The organism is Brevibacillus sp. HB1.1 (genome assembly GCF_013332445.1).
In the GTDB taxonomy this organism is placed as follows: Bacteria; Bacillota; Bacilli; order Brevibacillales; family Brevibacillaceae; genus Brevibacillus; species Brevibacillus porteri.
Genome location: NZ_JABMIV010000009.1, coordinates 271,199 through 298,100 on the forward strand (window position 1 = coordinate 271,199; position 26,902 = coordinate 298,100).

25 protein-coding genes are annotated in these 26,902 nt (G+C 48.7%); 6 read left to right on the top strand and 19 right to left on the bottom strand.

Features of this window, described 5'->3' with window-relative positions:
- Window positions 1-16: 16 nt before the first annotated feature.
- Together HPY27_RS30205 and HPY27_RS22450 are read right to left on the bottom strand one after the other, a co-directional pair.
- Window positions 17-961, bottom strand: a complete 945-nt coding sequence (locus HPY27_RS30205; RefSeq protein WP_173623782.1) for a methyl-accepting chemotaxis protein — start codon at window positions 959-961, stop codon at window positions 17-19.
- 24 nt (window positions 962-985) lie between these two features.
- Window positions 986-1,741, bottom strand: coding sequence for a hypothetical protein (locus HPY27_RS22450; RefSeq protein WP_017250646.1), 756 nt, complete (start codon window positions 1,739-1,741; stop codon window positions 986-988).
- An 84-nt stretch (window positions 1,742-1,825) separates the two neighbouring features.
- Between HPY27_RS22450 and HPY27_RS22455 the strand changes: the two genes are divergently transcribed.
- The gene (locus HPY27_RS22455) at window positions 1,826-3,238 is read left to right on the top strand and encodes an RsmF rRNA methyltransferase first C-terminal domain-containing protein (RefSeq protein ID WP_174225998.1); all 1,413 of its coding nucleotides are present in this window, start codon (window positions 1,826-1,828) and stop codon (window positions 3,236-3,238) included.
- Between the two features lie 77 nt (window positions 3,239-3,315).
- Here HPY27_RS22455 and HPY27_RS22460 read toward each other — a convergent pair whose 3' ends face one another.
- From HPY27_RS22460 to HPY27_RS22510, 11 genes are all read right to left on the bottom strand, one after another.
- The gene (locus HPY27_RS22460; RefSeq protein ID WP_017250648.1) at window positions 3,316-3,561 is read right to left on the bottom strand and encodes a hypothetical protein; all 246 of its coding nucleotides are present in this window, start codon (window positions 3,559-3,561) and stop codon (window positions 3,316-3,318) included.
- A gap of 153 nt (window positions 3,562-3,714) precedes the next feature.
- A complete protein-coding gene (locus HPY27_RS22465) occupies window positions 3,715-4,353 on the bottom strand; it encodes a LysE family translocator (protein WP_174225999.1) in 639 nt (212 codons plus the stop codon).
- A gap of 5 nt (window positions 4,354-4,358) precedes the next feature.
- Window positions 4,359-4,793 (bottom strand): Lrp/AsnC family transcriptional regulator, encoded by a 435-nt coding sequence (locus tag HPY27_RS22470; RefSeq protein ID WP_174226000.1) that lies wholly within the window; start codon window positions 4,791-4,793, stop codon window positions 4,359-4,361.
- A 772-nt stretch (window positions 4,794-5,565) separates the two neighbouring features.
- Window positions 5,566-7,056: a DEAD/DEAH box helicase gene (locus tag HPY27_RS22475; protein ID WP_017250652.1), complete on the bottom strand. Its 1,491-nt coding sequence runs from the start codon at window positions 7,054-7,056 to the stop codon at window positions 5,566-5,568.
- Window positions 7,057-7,340: 284 nt separating this feature from the next.
- Entirely contained in the window at window positions 7,341-8,417 is a 1,077-nt protein-coding gene (locus HPY27_RS22480; protein WP_174226001.1) for a M42 family metallopeptidase, read from the bottom strand.
- Between the two features lie 141 nt (window positions 8,418-8,558).
- Window positions 8,559-9,860, bottom strand: a complete 1,302-nt coding sequence (locus HPY27_RS22485) for an MFS transporter (RefSeq protein ID WP_174226002.1) — start codon at window positions 9,858-9,860, stop codon at window positions 8,559-8,561.
- 73 nt (window positions 9,861-9,933) lie between these two features.
- Window positions 9,934-10,536, bottom strand: coding sequence for a TetR/AcrR family transcriptional regulator (locus HPY27_RS22490; RefSeq protein WP_174226003.1), 603 nt, complete (start codon window positions 10,534-10,536; stop codon window positions 9,934-9,936).
- Between the two features lie 150 nt (window positions 10,537-10,686).
- Window positions 10,687-12,123: a dipeptidase PepV gene (gene pepV, locus HPY27_RS22495; RefSeq protein ID WP_174226004.1), complete on the bottom strand. Its 1,437-nt coding sequence runs from the start codon at window positions 12,121-12,123 to the stop codon at window positions 10,687-10,689.
- On the bottom strand, window positions 12,110-12,841 hold the full coding sequence (locus HPY27_RS22500) for a GTP pyrophosphokinase (protein WP_017250656.1): 732 nt from the start codon (window positions 12,839-12,841) through the stop codon (window positions 12,110-12,112). Before HPY27_RS22500 ends, pepV begins: the two co-directional genes overlap by 14 nt.
- 133 nt (window positions 12,842-12,974) lie before the next feature.
- A complete protein-coding gene (locus tag HPY27_RS22505) occupies window positions 12,975-15,056 on the bottom strand; it encodes a methyl-accepting chemotaxis protein (protein ID WP_174226005.1) in 2,082 nt (693 codons plus the stop codon).
- 121 nt (window positions 15,057-15,177) lie between these two features.
- Window positions 15,178-15,651 carry an N-acetyltransferase gene (locus HPY27_RS22510; RefSeq protein ID WP_007722846.1) on the bottom strand — a complete coding sequence of 158 codons (474 nt, stop codon included), beginning with the start codon at window positions 15,649-15,651 and terminating at the stop codon, window positions 15,178-15,180.
- 200 nt (window positions 15,652-15,851) lie between these two features.
- Between HPY27_RS22510 and HPY27_RS22515 the strand changes: the two genes are divergently transcribed.
- A complete protein-coding gene (locus tag HPY27_RS22515) occupies window positions 15,852-16,445 on the top strand; it encodes a TetR/AcrR family transcriptional regulator (protein WP_017250658.1) in 594 nt (197 codons plus the stop codon).
- A gap of 39 nt (window positions 16,446-16,484) precedes the next feature.
- Here HPY27_RS22515 and HPY27_RS22520 read toward each other — a convergent pair whose 3' ends face one another.
- The 3 genes from HPY27_RS22520 to HPY27_RS22530 are packed head-to-tail and all read right to left on the bottom strand — an operon-like array spanning window position 16,485 to window position 19,626.
- Window positions 16,485-18,161 (bottom strand): peptide ABC transporter substrate-binding protein, encoded by a 1,677-nt coding sequence (locus HPY27_RS22520; protein ID WP_174226006.1) that lies wholly within the window; start codon window positions 18,159-18,161, stop codon window positions 16,485-16,487.
- A 3-nt stretch (window positions 18,162-18,164) separates the two neighbouring features.
- On the bottom strand, window positions 18,165-18,338 hold the full coding sequence (locus HPY27_RS22525; RefSeq protein ID WP_174226007.1) for a hypothetical protein: 174 nt from the start codon (window positions 18,336-18,338) through the stop codon (window positions 18,165-18,167).
- Window positions 18,298-19,626, bottom strand: a complete 1,329-nt coding sequence (locus HPY27_RS22530; protein WP_174226008.1) for an ATP-binding protein — start codon at window positions 19,624-19,626, stop codon at window positions 18,298-18,300. Before HPY27_RS22530 ends, HPY27_RS22525 begins: the two co-directional genes overlap by 41 nt.
- 182 nt (window positions 19,627-19,808) lie before the next feature.
- Here HPY27_RS22530 and HPY27_RS22535 point away from each other — a divergent pair, with 182 nt between their 5' ends.
- Both HPY27_RS22535 and HPY27_RS22540 read left to right on the top strand, forming a co-directional pair.
- Window positions 19,809-22,301 carry a U32 family peptidase gene (locus HPY27_RS22535; protein WP_017250662.1) on the top strand — a complete coding sequence of 831 codons (2,493 nt, stop codon included), beginning with the start codon at window positions 19,809-19,811 and terminating at the stop codon, window positions 22,299-22,301.
- A gap of 31 nt (window positions 22,302-22,332) precedes the next feature.
- Complete coding sequence (locus tag HPY27_RS22540) at window positions 22,333-22,563, top strand: DUF1128 domain-containing protein (RefSeq protein ID WP_007722824.1); 231 nt, start codon at window positions 22,333-22,335, stop codon at window positions 22,561-22,563.
- Window positions 22,564-22,628: 65 nt separating this feature from the next.
- On the opposite strand, the gene HPY27_RS22545 is transcribed toward HPY27_RS22540, so the two are convergent.
- The 3 genes from HPY27_RS22545 to fabF form a co-directional block, all read right to left on the bottom strand.
- A complete protein-coding gene (locus HPY27_RS22545) occupies window positions 22,629-23,702 on the bottom strand; it encodes a DUF4179 domain-containing protein (protein ID WP_173623790.1) in 1,074 nt (357 codons plus the stop codon).
- A complete protein-coding gene (locus HPY27_RS22550; RefSeq protein ID WP_173623791.1) occupies window positions 23,677-24,225 on the bottom strand; it encodes a sigma-70 family RNA polymerase sigma factor in 549 nt (182 codons plus the stop codon). The genes HPY27_RS22545 and HPY27_RS22550 overlap by 26 nt, the downstream gene beginning before the upstream one ends.
- 126 nt (window positions 24,226-24,351) lie before the next feature.
- Window positions 24,352-25,584, bottom strand: a complete 1,233-nt coding sequence (gene fabF, locus HPY27_RS22555; RefSeq protein ID WP_174226009.1) for a beta-ketoacyl-ACP synthase II — start codon at window positions 25,582-25,584, stop codon at window positions 24,352-24,354.
- A gap of 135 nt (window positions 25,585-25,719) precedes the next feature.
- Between fabF and HPY27_RS22560 the strand changes: the two genes are divergently transcribed.
- Together HPY27_RS22560 and HPY27_RS22565 are read left to right on the top strand one after the other, a co-directional pair.
- Window positions 25,720-26,583 (top strand): helix-turn-helix transcriptional regulator, encoded by an 864-nt coding sequence (locus HPY27_RS22560; protein WP_173623793.1) that lies wholly within the window; start codon window positions 25,720-25,722, stop codon window positions 26,581-26,583.
- A 19-nt stretch (window positions 26,584-26,602) separates the two neighbouring features.
- Complete coding sequence (locus HPY27_RS22565; RefSeq protein WP_173623794.1) at window positions 26,603-26,794, top strand: hypothetical protein; 192 nt, start codon at window positions 26,603-26,605, stop codon at window positions 26,792-26,794.
- Window positions 26,795-26,902: the final 108 nt, after the last annotated feature.

The following is a 26,902-nucleotide window of genomic DNA, read 5'->3' on the forward strand; positions in this document are numbered from 1 at the left end:
TTCTTTTTCCTTATGATCACAATACCTTTTTGACATCCTTTACGCTCGACGCGAGCATTTGCTCTACTGCGTTGGCGTCCCTCACGTGCTTGGTCAAGCCTTCATTCAGCTCGTCCAGCAAGCCCTTCGCATCACTTACCTGTTGGGACACATCGTCAGCAAATCGCTTTTGGTGCGCGATGATTTCCATCACACCTGACACTTCGCCGTTCAGTACCTGGAAAGCGTTCACGATCTGATCCGTCTTCTCCGCAGCATCCTTGCTGATAGAAAGCCCATTTTTGATCGCACTGCTGCTTTTTTCACTGTTGGACAACGCTTCTTTTGTTTCTTCCTGAATCTTGCCGATCAATTCTGCAATCGTCTTGGTCGAGTTCGCGGTCATCTCGGCCAGCTTCCGTACTTCATCCGCTACTACAGCAAAGCCTCGGCCCTGTTCACCCGCACGTGCCGCTTCTATCGCAGCATTCAAAGCGAGAAGGTTGGTCTGATTGGCAATGTCGCTGATCACCTTGACGATGCTCGTAATTTCCGAAGAGCGCTCTTCCAAGCGGCTCATGGATTTGGACGTATGGACCGATTCTTTGTCGAGCAGGCTCATGACTTCTACAACGTCGGTCATGGCCTTCTTGCCTTCATCTGCACGCGCTACCGATTGTTTACAGATGTCTGTCAGGCGCTCTCCTCGAACCGATAACTGACTCGCAGATTCATCATCCCGCTCGTTAATACCCTGGATATTATCTACGACACGCTTCATCCTCGTTACCAATCGCACCATTTGATCGGATTCGGCGTTCATCGCTTGGTTCGAAGTGAGGATCGCACCCATCTGTTCGTAAATACCGCGAAGCTCATGTTTCCAAGCGTCTTGTTGTCCTGCCATTGTGGTTGTGGGAGTTGCCACTGTCGTCGCTGCTGTCTCTTTTACTGCTAGGCCTTTGTCTTTTTTCCAAAACATCCGCTTCCCTCTCCTTTGTACCCATCAATTGTCACCTCGGCGGCTATATACGCGGGACTCGATTATTCCCGGATGTTGTTTCGCCAAGCTCAGCAAGTTTTCCAAGAAATAATAGTGACCCTCCAAGAGCTCCACGTCTTTACGCTCAAAATGCTTCGCCTGCAAATACTGCTGCATTTCCAAAGCATAGCGCTCCAGTTTATCGTGAAAATCGTTGGCACGAAGCATTTGCTCCACTTCTGGATATTCTGTTTTCAGGCGACTCAGCTCACTGTATACACGTCCACCCTCCAGAATCATCTGGTAGGCCGTACGCTCGAGCGTAGCTGTCGTAGCTGCCTCCTGTTCCTCACGCTCCTCGCGCAAAGCTGCCAAGTACGTGATAAAATGGTAGACAGTTAAAAACAATGGTCCTAAAAATAGAATGATCCCTGCTTTGTACACATGCTGATTGGACAAATTGCTGATGAGCAGGAACAAGTGAAACAAGATCGCACCCAACCATACATAGATGATGATTTGGTGATTGATCTTCCCTGCCTTTTGGTGGCGTGAAAAGGCAAAGGTAAGTCCGAGCAGATAAAAGGCAAGTAACGTAAAGCTGGCAGAAAACAAAGCCATCTCCATATCGATCAGCCAATCTGCGTCGGCGGGTATTTCGATAAAGAATTCAAAAGCGAGCACCAGCAGTGAGAACAGCAACCCCATGATCCAAAACCGGCTTACTTCCGAGTCATTTCTCCGCCGGGAGCGGTAGCGTTTTGCACGGGATCCTTCCATAATGCTCTCACCTCATTCTCTATGATTCGCCATGATTCTATCTTTTCCTTTCACATGGGGCCAAAATCTGACACGGAGGCTGTTATGACAAAAAATTTACCAACATCATTTACCGAGCGCATGCAAACCTTGCTCGGACACGATTATGAGGCATTCGTTTCCTCGTATGATCAGCCAGTGGCACACGGCTTGCGGGTCAATCCGTTGAAGGTGGGTCGTGACCATTTTTTGAAAATCTCGCCGTTTGCTCTGGAAGCAGTCCCTTGGTGCGAAAACGGTTTTCGCTACAAAGAGCCAGATCGTCCCGGCAAGCATCCTTTTCACTCCGCTGGCATGTACTATTTGCAGGAGCCCAGCGCGATGTCCGCTGCCGAAGCACTCGGTGCACAACCTGGTGAGCGCATCCTCGACCTGTGTGCAGCGCCAGGAGGGAAATCGACGCAGCTTGCAGCGTTTTTGCGTGGACAAGGAATGCTTGTGGCAAATGAAATCCATCCTGTTCGTGCAAAAGCCTTGTCAGAAAATCTGGAGCGCTGCGGCGTGACCAATGCCGTCGTGACCAACGAAACGCCTGAACGCTTACAGGAGCGATTCCCCCAGTTTTTTGACCGAATTTTAGTAGACGCTCCATGCTCTGGCGAAGGAATGTTCCGCAAGCTACCCGAAGCAATCGAAGACTGGAGCCCTGCAAAAGTAACCGAGTGCCACCTCATGCAAGGCGATATTCTTGAAGCGGCCGCTGCGATGCTGAAGCCAGGCGGGACGTTGGTCTACTCCACCTGCACATTCGCTCCGTTGGAAAATGAGCAGTCACTCGTTAACTTCCTGGGACGTCATCCGGAATTTGAGATCGTCTCGCTGCCACATGTAGATTGCTTTTCTGCTGGTCAACCAGAGTGGGCCTCCCCGTATAACGAGCAGCTCACTCAGACAGCCAGATTGTGGCCGCATCGTCTACAGGGAGAAGGTCATTACCTCGCCAAGCTGCAAAAGAGTGATACCTCTGAAGTTCATGAACCTGCCGGGAAGCGTAAAGAAAAGCGTGCGGCAAAATCGGCTCCGGCAGGTCGTAAAGAAGCCATGGCAGCTTGGCGTACGTTCGCGGATGAAGCACTCCCGGCGCTCTCCAAACCATTCGATGATGAATCAGCTTTTCTTTTGTTCGGCGAACAGCTCTACTACTCACCTGCTCCCGAGCTCGACTGGGACAAGCTCAAGGTCGCGCGCGTCGGTCTACACCTAGGAACTGTAAAAAAGAACAGATTTGAACCTGCACACGCCTTGGCACTCTCCCTCTCTCCTGCGGAGGCAGTCCGTGTCGCTCCATATGGCGCAGACGATCCTGAGATGTTGCGGTACTTAAAAGGAGAAGCGCTCACGCGTGATGGTGAAAGCGGCTGGACGCTGGTTACTGTAGATGGATTCCCCATCGGTTGGGGCAAACAATCTGAAGGACAACTCAAAAATCATTATCCAAAGGGTCTACGCTGGTTGTAGATTTGCATCAAAAATAAAAAAGCGCACAAGTCTACACGAAATGCATTCGTGACTGCTTGTGGGCTTTTCTCTTTTTCTTATGATCGCCCTCTGCGGGGCGGATTGTCTACTACCGTCAACGAGCCATTTCTTATATAACGCAATATTTTTGAAACAGATATCCCTGTTGCATTGGCTATTTGCATCGCATTTGAATTCGGATAACTTCTCACGTAATTGCGAATCATCTGGTAGTCTTGTATTTCGTTTTCTCCGCAAACCTGGCAAGTGTACTCTCCCCGGCCCATCGGACTGCCGCATTTCAAGCACGTATCCGTCGTCATCACTGGTTCTCCTCACACCCTGTACTATGGTACTTTCACAAGAAAGGGTTCTATCTTCCTATCTATTACCCAAATCACATGGGAGGAAAACACTATTTTCGATCGCAATTCCTGTATTCTATTTAAAATTCGATGCAGTCATTCCGAACTCCTTTAAAAAGGCCAGTATGGAGGCATCAGACAGCTTTTTGCGTAAAGGACAATCGCAAACCCAATGAGAAAGACACCACTGAGTCCATGAAAAACGTTGAGCCAACCTGGGCGAAAAAATCGAGCCAAATACGTGGCCAACAAAGCTATCAGCCCCAAGAACAATAAAGTCGATAACAGACAGCCTGTAGCAAACAAGAACAACTCTGTTGAATGAACAAAAGTGCCAGATGCCAATAGTGAGCCAAAAACTCCCGCCCAAAACAGAATGGTCAGTGGATTCGCGAGCGTCAGAAGCACGCCGTGCCAAAAGCTGTTTCGACCCGATGGAGCATGCTGGACTGGAGCTTGTTCATATACGCCTCTGCCTTTTATGGCACGCAAGGTTTGAATCCCAAACCAAGTCAAAATCAGAGCTCCCATAATCAAAACCATCTGTTTGACCCAATGGATTTGTAACAGCAGCGACAGTCCCCCGACCGCCCCCACCATATAAACCGCATCTGCGAGTGCAACCCCCAGTACCATCATGAGTACATCCCGAAATCGCCGAGTCATCGAGCGATGCAATACTCCCAGACAAACCGGACCAACGGATAGCTGGAGCATCATCCCGAATAATAGACCGTTCCAGATCGCCATCAGGTTCACATCTCCTCTTTCATGGAAGACAGGACGATCATCGTATTCGTCTTGCTTACACCATCTATTTGCTTCAATGTTTCAGAGATGAATCGTTCCAGATCGACCGTCCCTTTTACAGCAACCTTCAATACATAATCGTAAGCTCCCGCGATATGATGGCATTCCAGCACAGAGTCTGCCTGCAAGACCGTTTCACGGAAGCCAGCGATATGCTCCGTTTTTTCGATTTCCACCATCACAAATGCAATCAGGTGAAGCCCTAGCTGTTCCCGATCCAGCTTCACCGTGAATTGCTTGATGAGTCCTGTATCCTCCAGCTTGCGTATTCTCTCGGAGACCGCAGGCACAGACAAATGAACCTGCTTACTGATGTCTGAGCTGGTGATTCGGGCATTTTCCCGCAATAAGCGGAGGATTTGTTCATCAATCCGATCCATTTGATCTCCCTCCTTGTTTTCCATTCATTATAACAACTTCTTTCAAAGAGAAAGGTATTCGGTGTAAGAACCTTATACTTTTAACTATTTATCCGTATTTCTTCATTTCTTTCTGTACGACATGTAATCTCAGAGCGTATTCCTAACAGATTTAGGTCATCCTTCGATTTCAGATACGAAAAAAGCTTATTCCTCCTCCTGATCGAAGTGGGAATAAGCCTTTTTAGGAGCCTTACTGCTCTTCTTTATTCAAGTTCGCAATCTTTGCCCCTTGCTCCAGAAGAGCTTCATATCCATACTTGCTCTTGATTCTCTCTATTTCTTTTTCCACGCTATCACTACCCTGTATGTTGAAATAGGCTTAATGGGGGTCAAGGGTTCTTGCCCAATATCGGATATGTACGCAAGTTCTGTCCTCCGACAGTGTATACGTAATCCATTTATGTTCATAGCTCATTACCGTAATAAAGAAAAATGCTGAGTTACATTAGCATGCCTAAAATAACATCCTGACTGTTCAAAAATAGACCTCCTTATCAGTTTTTAGAATATATTTAACCTTCGGATATTACGATTTTAATATTACCAACACAATATATATTGTGTTCGACGTATGATAAACTTTGTCCCGAGCAAAGGATAAGAACTTGGGCATGCCATGGCTGTTACATAAAGAATTGCAAGCGTCCATAAAACTTCATAAAAAAAGAACATCCAAATCAAAAAAACTGCCCAGACCCTTTTCGAATCTGGACAGTTTCTCTTACCATCTTTACTTATTTCCACGCGTTTTCCCAGCGGATGAGGATTGGCTAAACGGTCTTCCACCCTTGGCAGAGCGAGCGGCTCCACCTTTTCCCGCTTTCTTGGCATCGGCTGGCTTCCCAGATTTACCTGCTTTACGCGCTGCAATCGCTTCTGCCTTCTTGCGATTTTTCTCATACTGCGTCTGCAATTCACCCAGCTCACGCGCCATTTTCCTTTTGTAGCCTGGTTTTACCTTCGTCTTTTTCTTCAAGGCTTCACGTACAGGAGTGAACTCTTTGTCTTTTTCCTTCTGTTGCTCTTTCGCCTGTTGTGCACGCAGCTCAATGAAATGAGCTTCCCGTTCTTCCGCACGTTGACGGCGACCCGCATCCAGATGGCGACCTTCCTGCAAAATTCTTTCCTCGATCGATGCCTTCGTAGCTTTGGCAAAACGCCCCATCAAGTTCTTCTGACGAGGAGAAATGAGGGAGATGGCTTTACCTTTTTGTCCCGCACGACCCGTACGTCCAACGCGGTGAATGTAGCTATCCACGTCATTCGGCAAATCGTAGTTGATGACATGTGTTACGCCTTCTACGTCGAGTCCACGAGCCGCGATATCTGTCGCGATCAAGTATTGGAAACGAATCTCACGGAATTGCTTCATCAGTTGTTCCCGCTTGTTTTGGGACAAATCACCGTACAGTGCTTTCGCAGCGAGGCCATTTTCCTGCAATCGAGCTGTAAGCTGCTGTACACGTACTTGCGTATTGGCAAACACGATGGTCAAGAACGGCTGCTCTTGCTCCAGCACATCCACGAGAGCGTCCGTCTTATCGCTTTGGTTCACTACATAGTAAAATTGTTCAATGCGCTCAACAGTCTTCTGCTTACCCTCAATCTTGATATGCGGTGGCTGCTTCATGAAGCGGTGCGCCAGTCTTTTCACCAAATCAGGCATCGTAGCAGAGAACAACAGCACCTGACGCTGGGAAGGCGTGTGCACGATCACTTGCTCCACATCTTCCAAGAAGCCCATTTCCATCATTTTATCTGCTTCATCCAGCACCAATGTGGAGATGCGTCCGAAATGGAGCGATCCGCGCTTCATATGATCCAGCACGCGCCCTGGTGTTCCGACTACAACATGTACGGTTTCTTTCAATTTGCTAAGTTGCTTGTCGATATCCGTTCCACCATGCAGAGACAGCACGTTTACATTCAGGTGCTTACCCAGCTTTTCTACTTCTTTGGCAATCTGAATGGAAAGCTCACGTGTCGGGGTGAGAATGAGCGCTTGAATGTCGCGTTTTCCCTCTTCCAAAGCGTTGAGGATCGGCAGCATGAATGCAGCTGTTTTTCCCGTACCTGTCTGAGCTTGTCCGATTAGATCTTTGCCTTCCATAATGAGAGGAATAGCTTCCTCTTGAATTTGTGTCGGTTCTTTATAATACAGGTCTTGAATCCCTTGCATCAGCTCCGGACGAAAACCAAAAGACGCAAACGATTTTGCCATAACTTCCACTTCCTTTCACAAGCGAACCGATTCGCCACACCATGACTGCATGGACAGTGGATGCGATAAAACCGGCTCTCATCAATCAAATTCATCCTAGGCAGGTTGTTGCCCTTGCGAAATCCTATCCTACCTATACTAAAGGAGTACTCTCGAAAAAACAACTAAACCGTTCAACTCCCGGGTATTTTTCTCCGAGGCTCGTGATTTCATAACCTCTCCATCATCACAAAAAACACCCTCTCCATCGCAATGATACATGCATGGAGAGGGTTTCGCCTATCTCATCTATCGAGCAGTTGTTGAACCGTTTCCTTATCGAGCTTCTTGATGACAGCTGTCAGCAACTGGGCAGCCTGCTCGAAATCGCTTTTTGCCATAATCGCATTATGGCTGTGAATATACCGTGTCGCAAAGCCGACGACAATCGACGGGCAGCCAATGCCGCTTGTATGGAATTTCGCTGCGTCTGTTCCGCCTCCTGCGAGGGCATCCACCTGGATATGGATGCCGAGCTCCTCTGCTGTGTCGAATACGAGATCGCGCAATCCGGTATGTGGAATCATCGTGGCATCAAATAACATAACGAGCGGACCGTCCCCCACGTTGCAGGTCATCGGATACGATTCATTTCCAGGCGTGTCATATGCGAGTCCAACATCGACAGCAAAAGCAATATCCGGTTCAACCAGCGACGCTACTGTGCCAGCACCGCGCGTCCCAACCTCTTCTTGAACGGTTGCACCGGCGTATAGCACATTTGGATGCTCTTCCGACTGCAAACGTTTCAGCACCTCGATTGCCAGCGCACACCCCGCTCGATTATCGAGCGCCTTTGCGACCCACAGCTCTCCGTTGCGCATCGTCGTAAAATCACTGTCAGGAACAATCCAATCACCAGGGCGAACACCCATTTCCTTCGCATCTGCTTCATCTTTTGCCCCGATGTCAATGTACAAATCCTTGAGCTTCATGACTTTTTCCCGCTCTTCTTTTTCCAGAGCGTGTGGTGCCTTCGAGCCAATGAGCCCGAGATACTCACCTTTGCGTGTCTTGACCTTCACGCGTTGTGAGAGAATATTGTGCGTCCACCATCCGCCGAGCTGAATAAAACGCAAGTACCCTTTTGGCGTGATATGAGTCACCATGAAGCCCACTTCATCCAAATGTCCCGCGAGCAAAATTTTCGGACCGTTTTCTGCACCCGTCTTCTTCCCGAGTACCCCACCCAGTCGATCCTTTACCAACTCGTCGCTGAGATGCTGTAAGTACTCCTCCATCTTCACCCTGACTTCGCGCTCGTGCCCAGGTACTCCGTCCGTTTCCGTCAAATCCTTGATCAATTTCGTGAGATCGTCCATCCTTTATCTCCTTTTCGATACTGACGTATTCCCTTTACGATTTCGAGAAACCGCTTACAAAATCCTTTTATTTCCAAGTTGCTGACACCCTATTTGTTATTGTTTCCCCAACCAGTGTCCCGAATGCGCTCGAGTACTTCTTCATGCTGTCGCATTTGATTGGGTGGCCTTCGTAGCAGCTTCTTGTTCTTGCCCACCCCTTTTCGTAATCCGATGAAATAGCACGAGACAAATCAGTCCCATCCCTGCAAAAATTCCGGTGATTGCAACATTAGGAACCCACGCACTGACAAGAATAAACACACCTGCACTACTGACCCCTACCATGCTAAATAGGGAATGTACAGCCATATACGTGCTCCGCGCATGATCCGGCACCATATTGGCGAGTAACGCTTGTTTTACCGGAATGTGCATCACTTCACCCAGTGTCGCGAAGAACATGGCAATGAGTAAGACAGCGGGAGAGTTGCTGAAGCTAATCCAGGCATACCCGCAAAAGTACAGGACCAGGCCTGCCAGGAGCACGGCCCTATCTCTCAAGCCCTTCACCACGTAGGAGATTAAAACGGTCAAGCAAACAACCAGCAACGTGTTTTCTGTTTTTAAAAGGCCTAACAAGTTCATCCCATCCACCTGAATAGCAAGAAACGAAAATAACTGCTCAGGCTCCGGGATATCTTGCACTAAACGAAGGCCTATGACATTGGTCAATTGCTCCTCTACAGCTATAATGAGCAGATTCGCTATGGTAAACAGCAGAAAAATCCGATGCTTGAGCACTTCTTTATAAGCTCCGATGACATCTGCCATAAAACTCGAATCTTTTTGTCTTTGTTTGCCAGACGCTGAGCGTGCACCTTTTTCTGGCACATACGTTTCCTTGATAAACAGGATCGTAAAGGCAAGCGAAATCGCGATGCTTACAGCCACACCGAGAAATAGGGCAAAGTAATGCTTGTCGAACAAAAAAGCCCCCACCAATCCTCCTATCGCTACCGCCAGATTATTCAACCAATAGGAAGCCGTAAAAATCGCTCGCCTGTTCTCAGGCTGACTCACATCAATGATGAGTGCTTGGTATGCAGGACCTGACGCCCCCAAACAAAAGTTATTGAACAGAAACAAAATAAATGTCACGTAAGGCAGTTGAATCCAGGGCGAGTTGACAAAGGCTACACCAAGAAAACTGAGGAAGATGACCGCCTCACACACAACGATAACTTTTTTTCGCCCGATCCTGTCTGCCACATATCCCCCTGCAAAAGAGCCTGCGACACTCGCTGCCATCACGCCTAAAAACATGAAGCCCGTTACAACCGTCCCCAATTGCTTGGAGAAAAAAACAATCAAGTACGGGGTCACAGTCATGCTTGCCATCGTCGTTAAAAATTGTAACATCAGTCTGATCTGGATGTTGCTGTCGAACTTCCAAAAACTCATCGTGACCACTCCTATTTTTTAACGATTGATTAATCAATCATTTATATACCAAAAAAAAGACCGATGGAGAATGCTAGCGATTCTTCGGTCCAAAAAGCTGCATGGCAAACGGAACGAATTTTTCCCACATGTTGCTTTGTGGCTCATCGGTCAAATTCACACGCAGACCAATTAACAGACTCATGTACGCTGTCGCCACGTATTTGGGGTCTTGGACATGCAAGAGTCCTTTCTCTTGTCCATTGATCAAGAGCTCGGCAATTTTCGTACGAAATGTGTTGTGAAACGCATCTAACTCAGCAAATGAATGGGCAAAACGATTGTAGTAGCCAACTACTTGGACGACCAGACGCAAGTACGAATCGAACGCGGCGAAAAGCTTGATGTGATTGGTCACCATTCTCTCTAATTCTATTAATGGCTCAGATGCTTGGGGATCAAAGTCAAGCAGTTTGACCGAATGCTCTTGTAATGGCTCCGTGACGGCGGCATGAAAGAGCTGATCCTTGTTTTCAAAGTACGTGAAAACACTGCCAAAGCTCACTCCAGATGCCTTCGCGACTTTTGCAATGGTGGTATCATCATAGCCGCGCTCGGCAAACAAGAGAACGGCCTGCTGAAGAATCGTTTCCCGCTTTTGCTTCATTTTTAGCACTTGTTCTTCTGAAAGTGGCATGCTGTACAGGCTCCTTGCTGATGAATGATTAATCGATCAATCGTTACTTGCATTATAGTACTGACTTTCAGCATTTGCAAAGAGTTTTGTCTCTCCTGATTCAGCAAAAAATAAAAACGGCTGGCACTTGTGTCCAGCCGCTTGCTATTCCTACTTCGCTAATTCATAGATCGCTTGCGCGTAAATCGCTGTCGCTTTGATCAGATCATCCACGAAAATATATTCATCTCGCTGGTGGGCACTGTCAGGACGACCTGGGAAAAGCGGTCCGAATGCTACCCCAACATCCAGCGAACGGCCGTAGGTAGCGCCGCCAATTGCAATGATGCCTGCTTCCTCGCCTGTTTGTTCCGTATAAACGCGTTGCAGTGTCGTCACCAAAGGGTGATTCGGGTCGACGCGGTGCGGTGTCAGATGCTCAGCCACTTCGAGCGTAAATGCCCCTTCACTGAATCGTTCAGCAAGAACAGCCGACCATTTTTCGAAGGCAACAGAATGTGGGTAACGGATATTCAGACGGAAAAGCGCATCCTGCTTTTCGTCATACTCGATCACACCTGTGTTCAGTGTGAGCGCACCCATTTCTTCATCATCATGCGCGATGCCGAGCGCTTCACCGTAATGCTGCTTGTGCAAATAACGATCAGCCAAGCTTACAAATACTGCTCCGCGTTCATCCAAGGACAAGGTGCGCAAAAAGTGAATGAGCTCAGTACCCGCGTTGACACCTTTGCTCGGGTCCATTCCGTGAACCGAAACGCCCTCCATGTGCAGCACTACGAGACCGTCCTGCTCCTCCACTTTGCCTTTCAAGCCAGTCGCTTCCAAGTGCTGACGATAACTTTGTGCAATCGCCTCACTATTCAAGCCGATTGGCGCAAGCGTTGCTACAGCCTTGTCTGGAACCATGTTCATCCGCAAGCCAGCCTGTAAGGAAACGAGCTTTGCCGCCACATTATCCGCAGCAGGTATTCCGAGGCTTTGGAAGGATGCAAGCGTCTGCCGCAATGACAGATCAGTCAACCCTTTTTCCGCATAGATCAGCGGGAAGTCTGCATCTGGTGTAAAGCCCATCGTCGGCATTTCTTCCGTTTCAAAATACGTGTTCACACACTGCCAGCTCGATTCTTCATCCGTACCGAAAATAAAGCGCACGCGCTTCGACAGCGGCAATCCCAACTCCATCACGATCTTCGCTGCGAAAATGGCCGCCATCGTCGGTCCCTTGTCGTCAATCGCACCACGGGCCACCATGCGTCCATCCACGATCTCGGCTGCATACGGAGGCGTACTCCAGCCCTCGCCTTCCGGTACGACATCGACATGGCTCAGAATGCCGATCAATTCCTCACCTTGTCCGAATTCAGCGTGCCCTGCATACCCGCGGACGTCTTTGGTTGTCATGCCTGCTTTTTCACACACGCCTAGAGCAAAGTCAAGCGCTTGCCGAATCCCTTCTCCAAAAGGGGCACCTTCCCGTGCTGACTCGGGGTCTAATACACTTTTAATCTGCAAAAATTGTTGTGTCGTCGCAATCAGTTCGTCCTTGCGTTTCTTTGTTTCTTCCAGCCAATTAACGCTTGTCATTCTCTTCTCCAGTCCTCTCATTCATACTTCCTTCGTCCATTGCCGCATCGACGTCGAGATCCAGCTCCACCAACGATAACAATGACTCCATCGGCACTTCTTTTTTCGTAAATTCTGCTTGGGCGTCTTTAATTTCGTCCCGGATGTTGTTCATTTCGCTATCAAGCTTGTAGGACGCCTTGGCAGCCTCGAACAATCTTTGCCGTATATCGGATGGGATAATTCCCTCGTATTTATAATTCAGCGAGTGCTCAATCGTCGCCCAAAAATTCATTCCCAATGTGCGAATCTGAATTTCTACCGGAATGGTCACTTGCCCACCCGCCATCATGATCGGATACTCCACGGCAAGGTGATAGCCGCGATATCCGCTTTCTTTTGGGGTAGAGACATAATCCTTCTCCAAATACACACGCATGTCTCCGCGGTTGCGTATCATCTCAACGACTGCAGGTATATCATCAATAAACTGGCAAATGACGCGGATGCCTGCGATATCGCGAATTTCCCAGCAGATATTCTCATCAATCGGAAACTGCAAGCGGTTTGCCTTGTTGTAAATACTCGGGATCGATTTGACCCTGCCCACCGCAAACTCAATCGGTGAATGCTCCTTGCGTTTGCGCAGCTCGTTACGGATATTTTTAATTTTGACTTTGATTTCTTCTACAGCTTGTTCGAACGGTAGCAGATATAGTTCCCAATCTAGTTTGTGCACGCTTACGTCCCTCCGGCTTGAAACTCTCCATCGTCCTTATCATTCAACATTTTGTGTGAGATATCCTTCCAAAATACAAAAAGAGACGGGAGAAAAGGCAGTTGTCACTGGCTTTTGCTCCGTCCCTCTTTTCTTAATTTTCGCGCGAAACAAAGGTTGCAAGTGAGCTTCTCAGCTCTTCTGCTAGAATGGCCAGCTGATTCGCAGCATCTGCGATAAGCTCCATCGCTGCACTCTGCTCCTCTACCGCAGCCGAGATGCTTTGGACACCGGCAGCCGCTTGCATCGATGCGGACGATACTTCACCAGCGACAACGGCTACCTGCTGGGCATCTGGCGCCATACGCTTGAATGCTTCACTGACACCATTAATTTCTTGCGACACCCCGAGGATGTTTTCCTCGATGTGTTGGAACATCTCCTGCGATTGGTGTGCTGTTTTTATGCCGCGGGCGGTCGTTTGGGCACCCTCGACCATCCTGGCGACTGCTTCCTTCGTATCCTTTTGTACGTCTCCAATCATGCCTACGATCTGCTGGGCAGCGCTGTTGGTATCTTCTGCCAGCTTGCGCACTTCCCCAGCGACGACGGCAAATCCCTTGCCATGCTCTCCTGCTCTGGCTGCTTCGATCGCAGCATTCAAAGCTAGCAGATTGGTCTGTCGGGCAATTTCTGTAATGACGGAGATAATTCTCGAAATGTCCTTCGATCGCCCTTCCAATACATGAATGACATCCGTTGCAGCTTCTACCGAACGATTGATTTCGTCCATGCTGTCCATCACATCTGCGATCGCGCGTCTGCCAGCGTGTGCATGCTGCTTCATTTCTTCCGCAGATACAGTCACCCGTTCTACATTTTCCGTTACGACCGTCACATCTTTCGTCAAATCAACAGCTAGATTCAAGGTTTGTCCCATTTTTTCTACCTGACTGTCAGCAGATGCAGCCACTTGATCGACGACGAGGACAATTTGCTGACTGGAAGCGGCAATCTCACTGGTATTTCCCTGGATATTTCGCACCGCACCGGAAACGGAAGCGGCTGCCTGCTGAATCTGAAACAAAATTTTGCGCAGTTGCTTTTGCATCGTAACGAGAGACCCTGCAAGCTCCCCCAATTCATCTTTTCGTTTTAATAGCTTGTCAGGAATCTCACGCGAAAAATCCCCATGTCCGATCCGCTCTGCCACGGAAAGCATGCCGCGAAACGAGCGACGAAGCCAATTTGCTGTATATAACGAGATGATGACGATTAGCAAGAGGACGACACCATTAAAGGCAATCATGGCATCCCGAATGCGGGTTGGGCCCTCCAGTATTTCGGTCATATTCATCTCTGCCAAAATCGCCCACGTCTTCTTCCCCACTTTGACCTGATCATAGGACACGAGCACTTGCTGTCCTAAGTAATCCATGCTTTCGACCGTTCCTTCGGATTGTTGGGTGAGCAAGACTTGATCAACGATGGGCGTATCTACTTTTTGCTGTAACAACGTATTTGGCTCACTGCCCAGTTGTGAGCGCATGAGCTTGTCCGGACCACCCACCAAGTAAATCTTCCCGGTTTCCCCAAGTCCCTCTCGTTGATTTAATATTCTAGAAATATAATCCATGGATACTTCGACTGCTATTTGCCCGATGATGTAACCTCGCTCGTAGATCGGCGCTGCCATGTATACCCCTGGCGCTCCTCCAGATGGCTCGTAAATGCCTAGATCTGACATTTCTGCGCTTTGGGTTTTCTTGACTTGCTGCACAGTCTGGCCAAGTACAGAGTCAGCGTGTGGGCCTGTCAGGAGATTGGTACCAAAATCGGCCTGCGGCTTTGTCTCGTACACGATGTCCCCTTGTGCATTCAACAGAAAAGCATTTACGAAGCCGTAGCGAGCGACCTCCATTTTCAATTCGTTGGTATACCTCGCTTGCACTTCTTCGTAGGTAGGCGATTCTCGTCCTTGCCGCCACACGTCCTCAAACGAAGAAAGGGCAGACATTACTGTTCCCGATGCAGCCAGCGTATCCACGTTCCTGGCTCGCTCACGAAAGTAATTTTCCACCTGTTCCTTGTTGCTGTGACGCAGCGCTTCCAGTGTAGCGGCGCTTCCGTTCAACAATTCCTGCTTGGATTCCTGATAAGCAAACACTCCCGCTGCCGTCAGCGGTACACTTCCTGCCAGTAGTAGTACGAGCAGTATACGAGCGCCTAATTTCATGGAAAAGCCCCCTATTTTTTCCAATCTCATTTTCTGGTATACTTATAGAATATTATTTATATTTCTACTATTCATATGAATATAGTACCAGAAAAGGAAAAAGGAAGGCTAGACCAAAGTATCAGGCTGTTTCGAAAATCATAGCAATTTCGTCGCACATCGGCAGCTTGGAGCAATTAATACAATCCTTCCAAGCTTTTTGCGGCAGTGTTTCCTTGGCAACCACCCAAAACCCGCACTTTTCAAAAAACACTTGTTGATAGGTCAGCGCCAGTACACGCTTAATTCCCAGAAGGCGGCATTGCTCAACCAAATGAAGAACCAGATGTTTCCCTACGCCCATCCCCTTCGCTTTTTCCGAGATAGCCAAGGAGCGGATCTCAGCCAGATCCTCCCACAAAATATGTAGGCCTGCGACACCTACGACCGAATCTCCATCATGAGCGACAATAAAGGATTGCAAGTTTTCTAAGAAAGACAGCTTCGTACGTGGTAGCATCAAGCCTTGCTGTGCATATTCATTAACAATCTCCAACATGGCATCCACGTCTTTCATCGTAGCCTGACGTACTGCCAGTGCCTTTGCAACACCCATTTTACTCTCCTCCACCCCATGCATTTCGAGCCTGGCATGATTTAATATTTATTCATTATAGTATATAAATATACATTCGAGCTGCGCAGAAGTCTATCCTTTTTTCACCTAATTTATGCTCAATTGCATGAACTATTCTTTTGTTAGGTAACCGTTGTGTTATAATCAAGCGTACGAGTTCATAAGGAGGTGCTACATACTTGACGACGAGACGGGAACGGAAAAAGCGCGAAACACGCGAAAAAATCTTCAATGCGGCTATCAAGCTTTTCAAAACGCACGGCTTTGAAGCAACCACAATCGACATGATTTCCGAAGAAGCGGATGTTGCACGCGGTACGATCTTTCTGCATTTCACTTCAAAGGAAGCCATTCTCGCTAACTGGGGATATGAGCGTCTGCATGAAATCGAGGAGCGCCGGGAAGAGTGGGATTATGGTAACGAATGCAAATCGAAGGTGCTCCGGATCTACAAGATCATGAATGAAGTCACCATCACCAATTTCGATTTCATCAAAGTCGTCGTAGAATCCTCGATGAAACATCGGAAAGTGCTTGAGAATGAAAAGAACATGTACTTTGAATTGCGTCAACTTTTCGCTGACCTGATTGAAGAAGCGCAAGAAAAGAATCAATTGAAAAGTAAATTCAACCCTCTTGTCGCTGCGAATATGTTGGAAAACATTTACTATAACGCTCTTTATGATTGGGTACGCAGCGAAGGCGCCTGGGCACTCGAAGAAATCATGGAAGAGAAGGTCTCTATCGTATTCGAAGGGCTGGTCGTGGAATAATCCGACTGACCAGCCCTTCGAATGTGACTACTGTATGATTTATTCGAAATATGCCCATTTGTACTGTGCATATCCCAAACCTGAAATGACTACGCCTTTCAACTTGGGGTTCTGCGCATACACCGTAGACTTGAAATAAAACGGAATGACTGGCATTTCGTCCACCAAGATTTTCTCAGCCTCTTGCAAGATCGCTTTTCGTTTGGCAGCATCCTTCTCCTTGGCAGAAGCCGCCAATAGATCGGCATATTGACGATTCTCCCAACGAGTATGGTTGTTGCCTTCCTTCGTTCGGAATATTTCTAGGAAGTTGATCGGATCGTTGAAATCCCCTGTCCACCCCATCCGCGCTACTTGGTACTTCCCATTTTTCACGTTTTCATAGTAGACATTCCATTCCTGATTCTCCAGCTTGACATGCACACCCAAGTTTTTTTGCCACATGTCCTGTACGGCTTGCGCTATTTTGGTCTGTGCTTCCTCTGTATTATAGGACAGTGTAATCGGCGGGAGCTGGTCGACGCTAGCGTACCCTTCTTCCTTCATGCCTTCCGCCAACAGCTGCTTGGCTTTTTCTATGTCGTTGTCTGGAAACAAGCCTTGCTCGTTCTCAGCAAACATCGTAGGCGGCACTACGGCTGTTGCAACCAATTCCCCTCCTTGCGTGATGTTCTCCACGATGTCTTTCCGGTTAATCGCGTATGAAAAGGCTTGGCGAATTTTTTTGTTGTGGAAAGGCTTTTGCTCTGTGTTGAATTCATACCAATACGTCCCGGCTTTTGGCGTGATCACCAGCAATCCTTTTTCCTTCAAGGTCGGCATCGCGTCGAGTGGCAGATTGCCAGTTGGGGCACCTGCCCAATCGAGATCGCCGCCCTCCAGCATCGACAGCTCTGTATTTGCGTCATTAATCATATTCATTTCGATTTTGGTCAGCTTGACAGCGTCTGCGTCCCAGTAATGCTCATTTTTCGTAAGCGTCAGCTTGGTTTTATGCTCCCACGTATCGAGTTTGAACGGTCCATTCGAGGTGTAGGCTGGTCCTGCTTCCTTCGCCCAGTCCGGTTTGTCTTTCACCACTTTGGTATTCAGCGGGAAGTAGCTGTAAAAAGCAGTAAGCTCCAGAAAAAACGGCGTCGGATTTTCCAGTTGGACGACCAGTGTCTTGTCATCTGTTGCCTTGACCCCGATCTCTTCGGGCTTCGCTTTGCCAGCAAAGGCCGCCTCTGCATTTTTCACATAAAACAGCTGATAGGCATACTCGGAACCGTTTTTGGAATCGAGTGCCCATTTCCAGGCGTTCTCAAAATCATGCGCGGTTACGGGATCGCCGTTCGACCACTTCGCATTGTCGCGAATCGTGAAGGTGTACGTCAACAAATCGTCTGATGCCTTGATTTCCTGCGCCATGGCGGGCTGTGGAACGCCCTTGTCGTCAATGCGAGTCAGCCCCTCAAACGTCTGAAAAATAACATTGGATGACCAAACATCCGAAATGAGTCCGGGATGAAGAGAAAGCGGTTCTGTAAAGTTATTCAGTTTAAGTATTTGTTCGGGTTGCACAGATGCATTAGCTGGCGTAGCTTCTGTCGTTGGTTGTGTGGCAGGCTTTGCTGCTTCCTGTGGTTGTCCGCATGCAGCTAGAGCTAAAGCCAAGCCTGCTGCGAAAACAGCTTTTCCTGTTTTTTTCCACCATCGGTTTACGGAACGTCGCATGGTTTATTCCCCTTCGCTCGGGAGCCTTCGCTGTTCTTCTCTCTGCTGCCATTCTTTCAGCTCGCTTTTGATTTGATAGAGCTCTGCACGTGTTTCGAGCTTGAACGCTTTTAACTCGCTTCTGATTACAGCCAACTCATGAAAGAGTTGCTCCCACACTTCTTGATCTTTGTCCATGTTCGCCTCCTTTTTCGGTCGTATACACGGCAGGCAGTTCAATTGTCACCTGCGTTCCGTGTCCTCGTTCACTCTGAAAGTGGATCGTCCCTTGCATCGCCTCGATGATCCGGCAAGTTACCATTAATCCGAGACCTGTCCCTTTTTCCTTTGTCGAATAAAAAGGAAGCCCAATCTGTTCAATCTGCTCCGGCGTCATCCCCTCTCCCTCATCCTTGATGGAAATCACATGATAGTTCCCGGCTGCTTGTACGGTGACGTGCAGTACGCCACCTTGTCCCATCGATTCGATACCGTTTTTCATCAGATTCATCAATGCTTGCTTGAGTTTAACGGCGTTGCTCTCAACGAATAGGCCCGGTTCGGTCTCACAGGCGATTTCCACTCGGTTCATGACGCTGTAAGAGGACATGATGGCCGTCACTTCTTTCACGGTATGCGAAATCTCCAGTCGCTCCAGCGTCTCAGAATGAGGCTTGGCCAGATTTAAATAGTCGGAAATAATAAATTCAGCCCGATCGAGTTCATTTAAGACCAATCGGATGTATTCAATGTTTTTCGGATTCGACTCCTCACGCAGCAATTGGACAAAACCTCGTACCACTGTGAGTGGATTGCGCACTTCATGGGCGACACTGGCTGCCAGCTCGCTGATCAGGTTCAGCTTTTCTGAACGTTCGACTTGCTTGCGGATAATATGAGATTCTCGAATAAACTCGATGAAATAAACGGCTCCACCTAGTATGATCAAAGCGAGGTAGCCGATTTCCACTAGCGGCTCCAGATAATCGTTAATGATGGACAACGGGAACCCTCTCCAGATCAAAACAACCATCCCTCCACCGATGATGGATAGCTGCTTCAAGCATCCGATTAAGAGAACGACCGCTAGTTTTTTTCGCAAAGAGTAGCCATACCAACGATTGACCAACAAAAACGGTATGATCGCGTAGACCATCGTTCCAAGAATCGTTATGAGAACGCCATCGCCACCCAGAACGATCCTTACGACAAACATCACCAAAATCGTCAAAATGCCCGGGATATACCCAGCGTATAAAATGGTAATAATGATTGGTATCGAGCGTAAATCGTACGCCATACCATTACTGAGTTGTACTGGAAAGCTCATGGCAAAAATGACGCTGATCGAGCTACAAACGATAACCACTGATGACTTGACGCTCATCTTGTTCGAGGTTGATCGCCCCAGCCAAACATTTCTATACAGCAAAACAGGGACGATAACGAACAGTAACTGCAGCAAAATGTCTTTGATGATTAACATATATCGGTTCCCCTGGCTCTTAGAATATTTCGATTTTTCTTACAGAATAACATCTCTAGGTGTCTTTCTGGAAGGCACATTTTCAACATCTGGCAGAAAGGATGTTTTTGTTGCGGTGACCAGCACATTTCCCTATGATGAAGAAGAGCTTGTTTGAAGACCTTGGAGGTAATGACATACAAATGCGAAATGGTATAAAGCGTGAAGATATCGAGCTGTTGGCACCTGCTGGTAACTGGGACTGTTTGAAGGCAGCCGTGGCCAACGGAGCCAATGCCATCTTTTTTGGGGTAGAAAAGTTCAACGCGCGTGCGCGTGCTGAGAACTTCCAAATGGCGGAGCTGCCTGAGATTATGGCTTATTTGCACATGTACGGGGTAAAGGGCTTCCTTACCTTTAATATTCTCGTTTTTGAAAATGAACTAGAAGATGCACGCGAGTTGATAGACGCCTGTATTCACGCTGGAGTAGATGCTGTGATCGTACAAGACCTCGGTCTTGTAAAGATGATCCGCGAGATTTCTCCAGACTTCCCGATTCACGGCTCTACGCAAATGACGATTACTTCGCCGGAAGCGGTGGAGTTCACGAAGCCGTTTGATATGGAACGCGTCGTACTTGGTCGTGAAAATTCATTAAAAGAGATCAAAAAAATCGGGGAAAAAGCAAAGCTGCCGATGGAAGTATTCGTCCACGGCGCCTTGTGCGTTTCTTATTCCGGACAATGTCTGACCTCGGAAATGTGGGGTGGACGCTCGGCAAACCGCGGAGAGTGTGCCCAAGCCTGTCGCTTGCCGTATGACCTGATGGTAGACGGTGTGCAAAAGGATATGGGAAATATTGCTTACGTGCTGTCCCCGAAGGACTTGGCTGCCATCGATTTGGTTCCTGAATTGATCGAAGCTGGCGTGACTTCCTTTAAAATTGAAGGTCGTCTAAAAACACCTGAATACGTTGCAAACGTCGTGAGTAAATACAACGCCGCCATCGAGCGTTATTTTGCCGGACAAGATACAGGACCATCCGAGGTAGAAGTACGCGAGCTGCAACAAAGCTTCTCTCGCGGGTTTACACACGGATTTTTGACCGGGACAAACAACAAGCAGCTCGTAGATGGATCGTTCCCGAAAAGCCGCGGTGTGTTTTTGGGAACCGTGAAAAAACTGCTTCCTACCGGCGTACTGGTGGACATCACTGCTCCTGTCAAACGCGGAGACGGAATCGTATTCGACGCGGGTGACCCCACGCAAAAAGAAGAAGGCGGTCGCATCTACGATATTTTGAGCCGCAGTAAAAAAGTAGAAGGCGAAGTTTCCAAAGGCATGTACGAAATCGTCATGGGACGCAATGACGTGAATCTGAAACGTCTTCACGTCGGGGACCGCGTATGGAAGACGAGCGATCCTGAGCTGGATCGTCGCCTGCGCAAAACGTTCGAGACGGAAAAGCCTTATCGCACCTTCCCGCTGTCCGTTCACGTAAGCGGCAAGCTGGGTGAAAAGCTCAGCGTCACTTGGGTGGATAAACAGGAGAATCACGCGGTCAGTGTTCCTTCCGACGTGCTGCTGGAGACTGCTTTGAAGCGTCCTCTGACGAAAGAATTGCTGCACGATCAACTCAGCCGTCTAGGCGGAACTATTTTCCACCTGGAAGCTCACGATCTGACTGTCGATCTCGAAGGGGATCTCATCGTACCTGTCAGTGAGTTGAACCGGATGCGCCGTGACGCAGTCGAGCAGCTCGTGTTCCTGCGTTCCAAGCCGCCGATTTACCACCATCACGATATCAATGTATACGCGGACGTACCCACGAGCACACCAGTGGAAAAACCACTCCTGACAGCTCTGTGCCGCTCGCTTGAGCAATTGGAAGCAGCTGCGCAAACAGATGTGGACTTCCTCTACGCTGACTTTGAATTCGTCAAGCAATATCCAGAGGGTGTAAAGCTGGCCCATAAGTACGGGAAAAAGATCGGGATTGCTACGATGCGCATTCATATGCCGGATGAAAACGGTGTCCTTGCCCTGATCGCGAAAAGCAAGCCAGACGCTATTTTGGTGCGCAACACGGGAGCACTCTATTACTACTTGTCTCGCCGCGAAGAAATCGACATTCCGCTCATTGGCGATTTCTCCTTGAATGTCGCGAACCACAAGGCAGTTGAGCTGTTCCTCGCAACAGGTCTTGACCGCGTTACGCCATCGTACGATCTGAACATCCAGCAGATGGTCGATCTGCTCAGCCGCTCGAACGCTGCGAATATGGAGCTGGTTATCCACCAGCACATGCCGATGTTCCACACTGAGCACTGCGTATACTGCACATTCATGAGTGAAGGTACTGACCATACAAACTGCGGAACTCCATGTGAGACCTCCCGTATTTCTTTGAAAGACCGCGTCGGTTTCTCTCACCCTATACGTGTGGATACCGGTTGCCGCAATACCGTTTATAACGCGATTGACCAGTCCGGTGCTGAGTACTTGAGCGAGTTCCGCTCCCTGAATGTCGGCAGCTACCGCATCGAGTTTTTGGAAGAAGAGCCAGAGCGCGTGAAAGAAGTAATCAGTCTGTATCGCAAGGCATTGCGCGGAGAAGTTAGCGGTACACACGTATGGCGTACCCTGAAGGCAACCAACCAGTTGGGCGTCACACGTGGGCAACTGACGAAATAAATACCAGCTTTGATGAGAGGAGAGAGAAAGTATGGCTGACCTGAATCAACCTACTGTAGAAAACCTGGCCGTTATTATCGAGGGCATCAAAGCAAAGCTGAACATGGCGAATACGGCGGTGATGCGCCCGGAGGATTTCGATCTCGTTCATTACGAGGATTTGCTGTACCTGTACAACATGGTGCAGAAAAAAGCGGCGTTTGGTATCAATGAAATGACCGCCATCGTTGAAGAGCTAGGTGCGATGAGAAAGCAATCCTAGTTCTTGCCCTGATCAAGTAAAGAAGCGTCGCTCCAGTATGTGGAGGGACGCTTTTTTGTGTGGTTTTATTTTTGCAAGGAAATGGTAAACGTATGGAACTTGATGTTCTTTCCATGCTTTTGTATCGTCTCGATTGCTGATTGGATCAGTGTTTCTTTCCCTTTGCCATCCATTTCGACACCACCACCGTTCGTAGGAAATGACATATATGGCGTGATCGTTAATTCTTTTACATCCGCTGTCACCGGGTCGAAACGTCTTGTACCCGTGAGATATTCTTTGCCGTCGGACTTTTTGCCTTGGCTGCCACCTGAGTACGCTCCCAGCTCGTTCCCTTTTTCATCAACGACCTTGAATTCCAAATAGCTCGATAAATACCCAATTTCCTCGGTTACTGCCTGGAAGCTCACAACCAGCCCTGCTGGACCCAGTGTGACATCCGAAACGGTCAGGTCAATGCCTCCAGCTTGTTGCTGGTGATTAATCGGAATGCGTTTCGTATCTGTACGTTCACTGATTGGTAGGGAGAAGCTCCACTTCTTGCCGTCCTCCCCCTGGAAGCTCAACCCTAGCTTGAACTCCTGAGGCAAGTCATTCATTGCGTCGATATCGACAATTCCGGTCGCAAGCGTCGGTGTGATTTGTGTTTGCTTGCTGCTTCCTGCGTATCCAAACGCTTCCCCGTTCACTGTCAAATCTGGTGAGGAGCCTAAATAATGCTCTCCGACTGCCTCCTTCGTTTCCAATGTGTACCCAATCGTAAAGCGTGTCCCATCATAGTAGACTTCATTGACGGTAATCGCATTGCCACCTACGTTCTGTGACTCGCCGATGACAGTCGTTAAGCCTTTTTCACTCGCATGCTTCAATCCGCTGTCACCGTAAGTCGCGAATATCGATCCGATCAAAGGCACCTTGGAGACTAGGTTTGCCATCGCGGGTGAGACAGCCGCTGAGCTAAACAAGATACCTAGAGCAACGACTGCAGCCCCTGTACTATACACCAGCTTCGTTTTGTTTAGGCGTTTTCTTTGTGGTGCTGCTTCTCGAACCATTTTGGTGATAATGTCGTCCAGCTTCTCTGTAGGGACCGGAATGCGATCTACTTGCTCTTTATAGGCATGAATTTTTTCTCTCATGGAAATACTCCCCTTTCAGCTTCTTCCTTAATAGAGTAAGACCTCTGTGTATGTTCGTTTTCACGGTGCCTTCCGGGCAATCTAGCATGGCTGCGATTTGCTTTACAGAATAGTCCTTATAAAATCGCAGCAAGAGAACCGTTACATACTTTTCTTCGAGCTCTCCCATTGCTTCCAGAAGGTCGATTCGTTCTTCCAGCCTTACCCCTTCTGTATCTCGTATATTTTCGATCATGTCTGTACTCAGCGAAATTACCTTTCGCTTTTTAGCCAAATAGGCAATCGCCGTGTTGATCAAAATTCGCGTCAGCCATGTCGTAAAATATTGATCATCCTTTACGGTTGAAATGGAGATCAAAGCTTTATAGACCGTTTCCTGAAAAACCTCCAGTGCATCCTCTTCATTGCGCGTGTACACGAAAGCCATCTTATACAGATTGGCTTTTTCCTGGTGCATGAGCATTTGGAATGCCTCTGAATCACCGTTCTTGGCGCGTGCAACGAGACCAAGCGTTTTGTTCAATCTGTTCCCCCTCCTTTTCTCCCCAGTTAGAGAAATCAGGACTGTAAAACGTTTCACATTTTTTACCGAAATGAAAAAAGCCTGCTCTCATAGTCTACCGGAGACTACGGAAACAGACTCTATCCGTTACACTTTTTTCAACACGATGACTGCGTTATGACCGCCAAAGCCAAAGGAATTGGACATGCCGATGGTGAGACTAGCTCTGCGGGCTGTATTTGGCACATAGTCCAGATCGCAGGCCGGGTCTTGCTCCTCCTGATTGATCGTCGGGGGAATGATTCCTTCCTGCAAGCTCTTAATCAGGGCGATCGCCTCCGCACCCCCGGCTGCACCAAACATATGACCAGTCATCGATTTGTTGGCGGTGATCGGTACACGGTAAGCATCCTCGCCAAACAGCTTTTTGATCGCCAATGTCTCGGAGCGATCTCCGATTTCTGTGCTGGTTGCATGCGCACTGATGACATCCACATCTGTCGCTTGCACCCCTGCTTCCTGGAGGGCCCATTTCATCGCGCGATAGGGACCGATTCCTTCTGGATGTGTCGCCACCATATGATAGGCATCAGAGCTTGCCCCGTAGCCAATCACCTCGGCATACATGCGGGCGTTTCTTTTTTGGGCGTGTGATTCTGATTCCAAAATCACAATTCCGGCACCCTCTGCCATGACAAACCCATCCCGCTTGGAATCAAATGGCCGACTCGCTCCTGCTGGATCATCATTTCTCGTGGACAATGCCGTCGCGTTGCTAAAGCTGGCGAGAGATATGTCCGTCACGGCTGCCTCAGAACCACCAGCGATGACGATATCCGCCCCGCCCGATCGAATGAGTCGGAAAGCCTCGCCGATGGACGTATTCCCAATCGAGCAAGCAGTAACAGGGGACATCGTCGGTCCGTACAGACCGTACTTGATGCTGATCATCGCTGCTGCCATGTTGGAGATGAGCATGGGAACTAGCGTCGGGCTAATCCGCTCTGGACCTCGCTCACGCAGGACATCATGCTGCTCAAGGAGCGTCTCTACCCCACCAATGCCAGAACCTACATATACCCCGATTCTCTCGCGGTCCAACTCGTCCAGCCGAAGCTCTGCATCCTCTAACGCTTCTTCTACCGCAGCAAGGGCAAACTGGCAAAAGCGATCCATTCGTCGCGCCTCTTTGCGCCCAAACCGCTCTACCGGATCAAAATCTCGCACCAAACCGGCGATTTTCGTTTTATTACGAGCTGTATCAAACGTGTCAATATGCGAGATTCCAGACTTCCCTTGGACGAGACTGTTCCAAAACTGCTTTACTGTATTCCCTATCGGGGAAATCACTCCCATACCTGTAACAACGACTTTTTCCATGGTAAGCCTCCTATTTGAGTGCCTTATGGGAATCATCTTGTCACACGGGTTATCCTATTACAAGTTGTTGTTTATCCTAGTATAATAAGTACTAGTCTAACAAACTTAACCAGTTGAGGAAATGGAGAGTGTACCATGAATCAGCAAACGCGTTTGCAAGCACTGTCTACTTTCTTGAAAGCGCAGCGCGCCAAAATCCTGCCACAATCGGTCGGGCTGGCTCCTGGGACGCGCAGAAGAACACCCGGGCTACGTAGAGAAGAGGTTGCTCAGCTTGCGGGGGTCAGCTCCACCTGGTATACATGGCTGGAACAAGGCCGCGACATCAAGGTCTCGCCTTCTGTTCTGGATGCGGTAGCGAGAGCCTTGCAGCTCACCGTCGATGAGCGCAAATATTTGTATGCGCTGGCACTGGAGACAGGCACGGGAGTCGGGCAAGGTTTGCCAAAAGATGAGCCGCCGAAGATCAATCCTGCCCTGAAACGAATCTTAAAAGAGTTGCGCTCGTGTCCAACCATCATTTCAGATCGGCGCAGTCATATTGTCGGCTGGAACGAGGCAGCCGCACATGTCTTTCTCGATTTTGAACAAATCCCTTATGAAGAGCGCAATTTGATCCGCCTGGTGTTTACGCGAAAGGAATTGCGACGGCTGGCCGTTAACTGGGAGCATTTCGTCAGCGGCTTTCTCGCAATTTTTCGCGCGAATTATGGTCAGTATGTGGAGGACGAGTGGTATGAGCAGTTTTTAAGCGAAATGCGGCAGGTTCATCCCGACTTTCACGATCTATGGGAGCAAAGCCGCGTCAGCTCAGCCCCGGAGGTTTTACTGGAATTCCGTCATGCAAAGGCAGGGAAAATGCTCTTTGATCTGACTTCGCTGCAAGTTTCCGGGAGCGCGGATTTGCAGTGCAGCATTTACACGCCTGACCCGAATTCTGCAACGGAGACAAAGCTGCGGCAGCTGATTGATCGGCCGGGTTCTTCTGTCCAACCATAAAAAAATAAGAAAATCTGGTTTGAGTCAACATGGTGGAGGAGAAGAAAAAGCACTGTTCTCTTCGACTCTGACACGCCAGCAGGGGGAATTGACTGGACGTCTCCATTTCAAAAAGGGGACCGTCGAGCCAAAGCCACCCTACGGGCGGATGTTTCTCGAGGAAGAAGTGTTCGACAAGCGTGGTCCCCTTTTTGAAGTTCCGACTGGGTAGGCGTTGTCAAGGTCTGCGAGCCCTGTGCTTTTTCTTCTCACTAGCCTTGTCCGTAGATCGAGGCCTTCTAAAACTTGCACGCAAAAGGAAAACCAGCCCAACGGCAAA

What these genes read in the sequence shown, in the direction of transcription:
- HPY27_RS30205 (WP_173623782.1), bottom strand. Translation starts at nt 961, where the DNA reads ATGTTTTGGAAAAAAGACAAAGGCCTAGCAGTAAAAGAGACAGCAGCG.
- HPY27_RS22450 (WP_017250646.1), bottom strand. Translation starts at nt 1,741, where the DNA reads ATGGAAGGATCCCGTGCAAAACGCTACCGCTCCCGGCGGAGAAATGAC.
- HPY27_RS22455 (WP_174225998.1), top strand. Translation starts at nt 1,826, where the DNA reads ATGACAAAAAATTTACCAACATCATTTACCGAGCGCATGCAAACCTTG.
- HPY27_RS22460 (WP_017250648.1), bottom strand. Translation starts at nt 3,561, where the DNA reads ATGACGACGGATACGTGCTTGAAATGCGGCAGTCCGATGGGCCGGGGA.
- HPY27_RS22465 (WP_174225999.1), bottom strand. Translation starts at nt 4,353, where the DNA reads ATGGCGATCTGGAACGGTCTATTATTCGGGATGATGCTCCAGCTATCC.
- HPY27_RS22470 (WP_174226000.1), bottom strand. Translation starts at nt 4,793, where the DNA reads ATGGATCGGATTGATGAACAAATCCTCCGCTTATTGCGGGAAAATGCC.
- HPY27_RS22475 (WP_017250652.1), bottom strand. Translation starts at nt 7,056, where the DNA reads ATGGCAAAATCGTTTGCGTCTTTTGGTTTTCGTCCGGAGCTGATGCAA.
- HPY27_RS22480 (WP_174226001.1), bottom strand. Translation starts at nt 8,417, where the DNA reads ATGGACGATCTCACGAAATTGATCAAGGATTTGACGGAAACGGACGGA.
- HPY27_RS22485 (WP_174226002.1), bottom strand. Translation starts at nt 9,860, where the DNA reads ATGAGTTTTTGGAAGTTCGACAGCAACATCCAGATCAGACTGATGTTA.
- HPY27_RS22490 (WP_174226003.1), bottom strand. Translation starts at nt 10,536, where the DNA reads ATGCCACTTTCAGAAGAACAAGTGCTAAAAATGAAGCAAAAGCGGGAA.
- pepV (WP_174226004.1), bottom strand. Translation starts at nt 12,123, where the DNA reads ATGACAAGCGTTAATTGGCTGGAAGAAACAAAGAAACGCAAGGACGAA.
- HPY27_RS22505 (WP_174226005.1), bottom strand. Translation starts at nt 15,056, where the DNA reads ATGAAATTAGGCGCTCGTATACTGCTCGTACTACTACTGGCAGGAAGT.
- HPY27_RS22510 (WP_007722846.1), bottom strand. Translation starts at nt 15,651, where the DNA reads ATGGGTGTTGCAAAGGCACTGGCAGTACGTCAGGCTACGATGAAAGAC.
- HPY27_RS22520 (WP_174226006.1), bottom strand. Translation starts at nt 18,161, where the DNA reads ATGCGACGTTCCGTAAACCGATGGTGGAAAAAAACAGGAAAAGCTGTT.
- HPY27_RS22525 (WP_174226007.1), bottom strand. Translation starts at nt 18,338, where the DNA reads ATGGACAAAGATCAAGAAGTGTGGGAGCAACTCTTTCATGAGTTGGCT.
- HPY27_RS22530 (WP_174226008.1), bottom strand. Translation starts at nt 19,626, where the DNA reads ATGTTAATCATCAAAGACATTTTGCTGCAGTTACTGTTCGTTATCGTC.
- HPY27_RS22535 (WP_017250662.1), top strand. Translation starts at nt 19,809, where the DNA reads ATGCGAAATGGTATAAAGCGTGAAGATATCGAGCTGTTGGCACCTGCT.
- HPY27_RS22540 (WP_007722824.1), top strand. Translation starts at nt 22,333, where the DNA reads ATGGCTGACCTGAATCAACCTACTGTAGAAAACCTGGCCGTTATTATC.
- HPY27_RS22545 (WP_173623790.1), bottom strand. Translation starts at nt 23,702, where the DNA reads ATGAGAGAAAAAATTCATGCCTATAAAGAGCAAGTAGATCGCATTCCG.
- fabF (WP_174226009.1), bottom strand. Translation starts at nt 25,584, where the DNA reads ATGGAAAAAGTCGTTGTTACAGGTATGGGAGTGATTTCCCCGATAGGG.
- HPY27_RS22560 (WP_173623793.1), top strand. Translation starts at nt 25,720, where the DNA reads ATGAATCAGCAAACGCGTTTGCAAGCACTGTCTACTTTCTTGAAAGCG.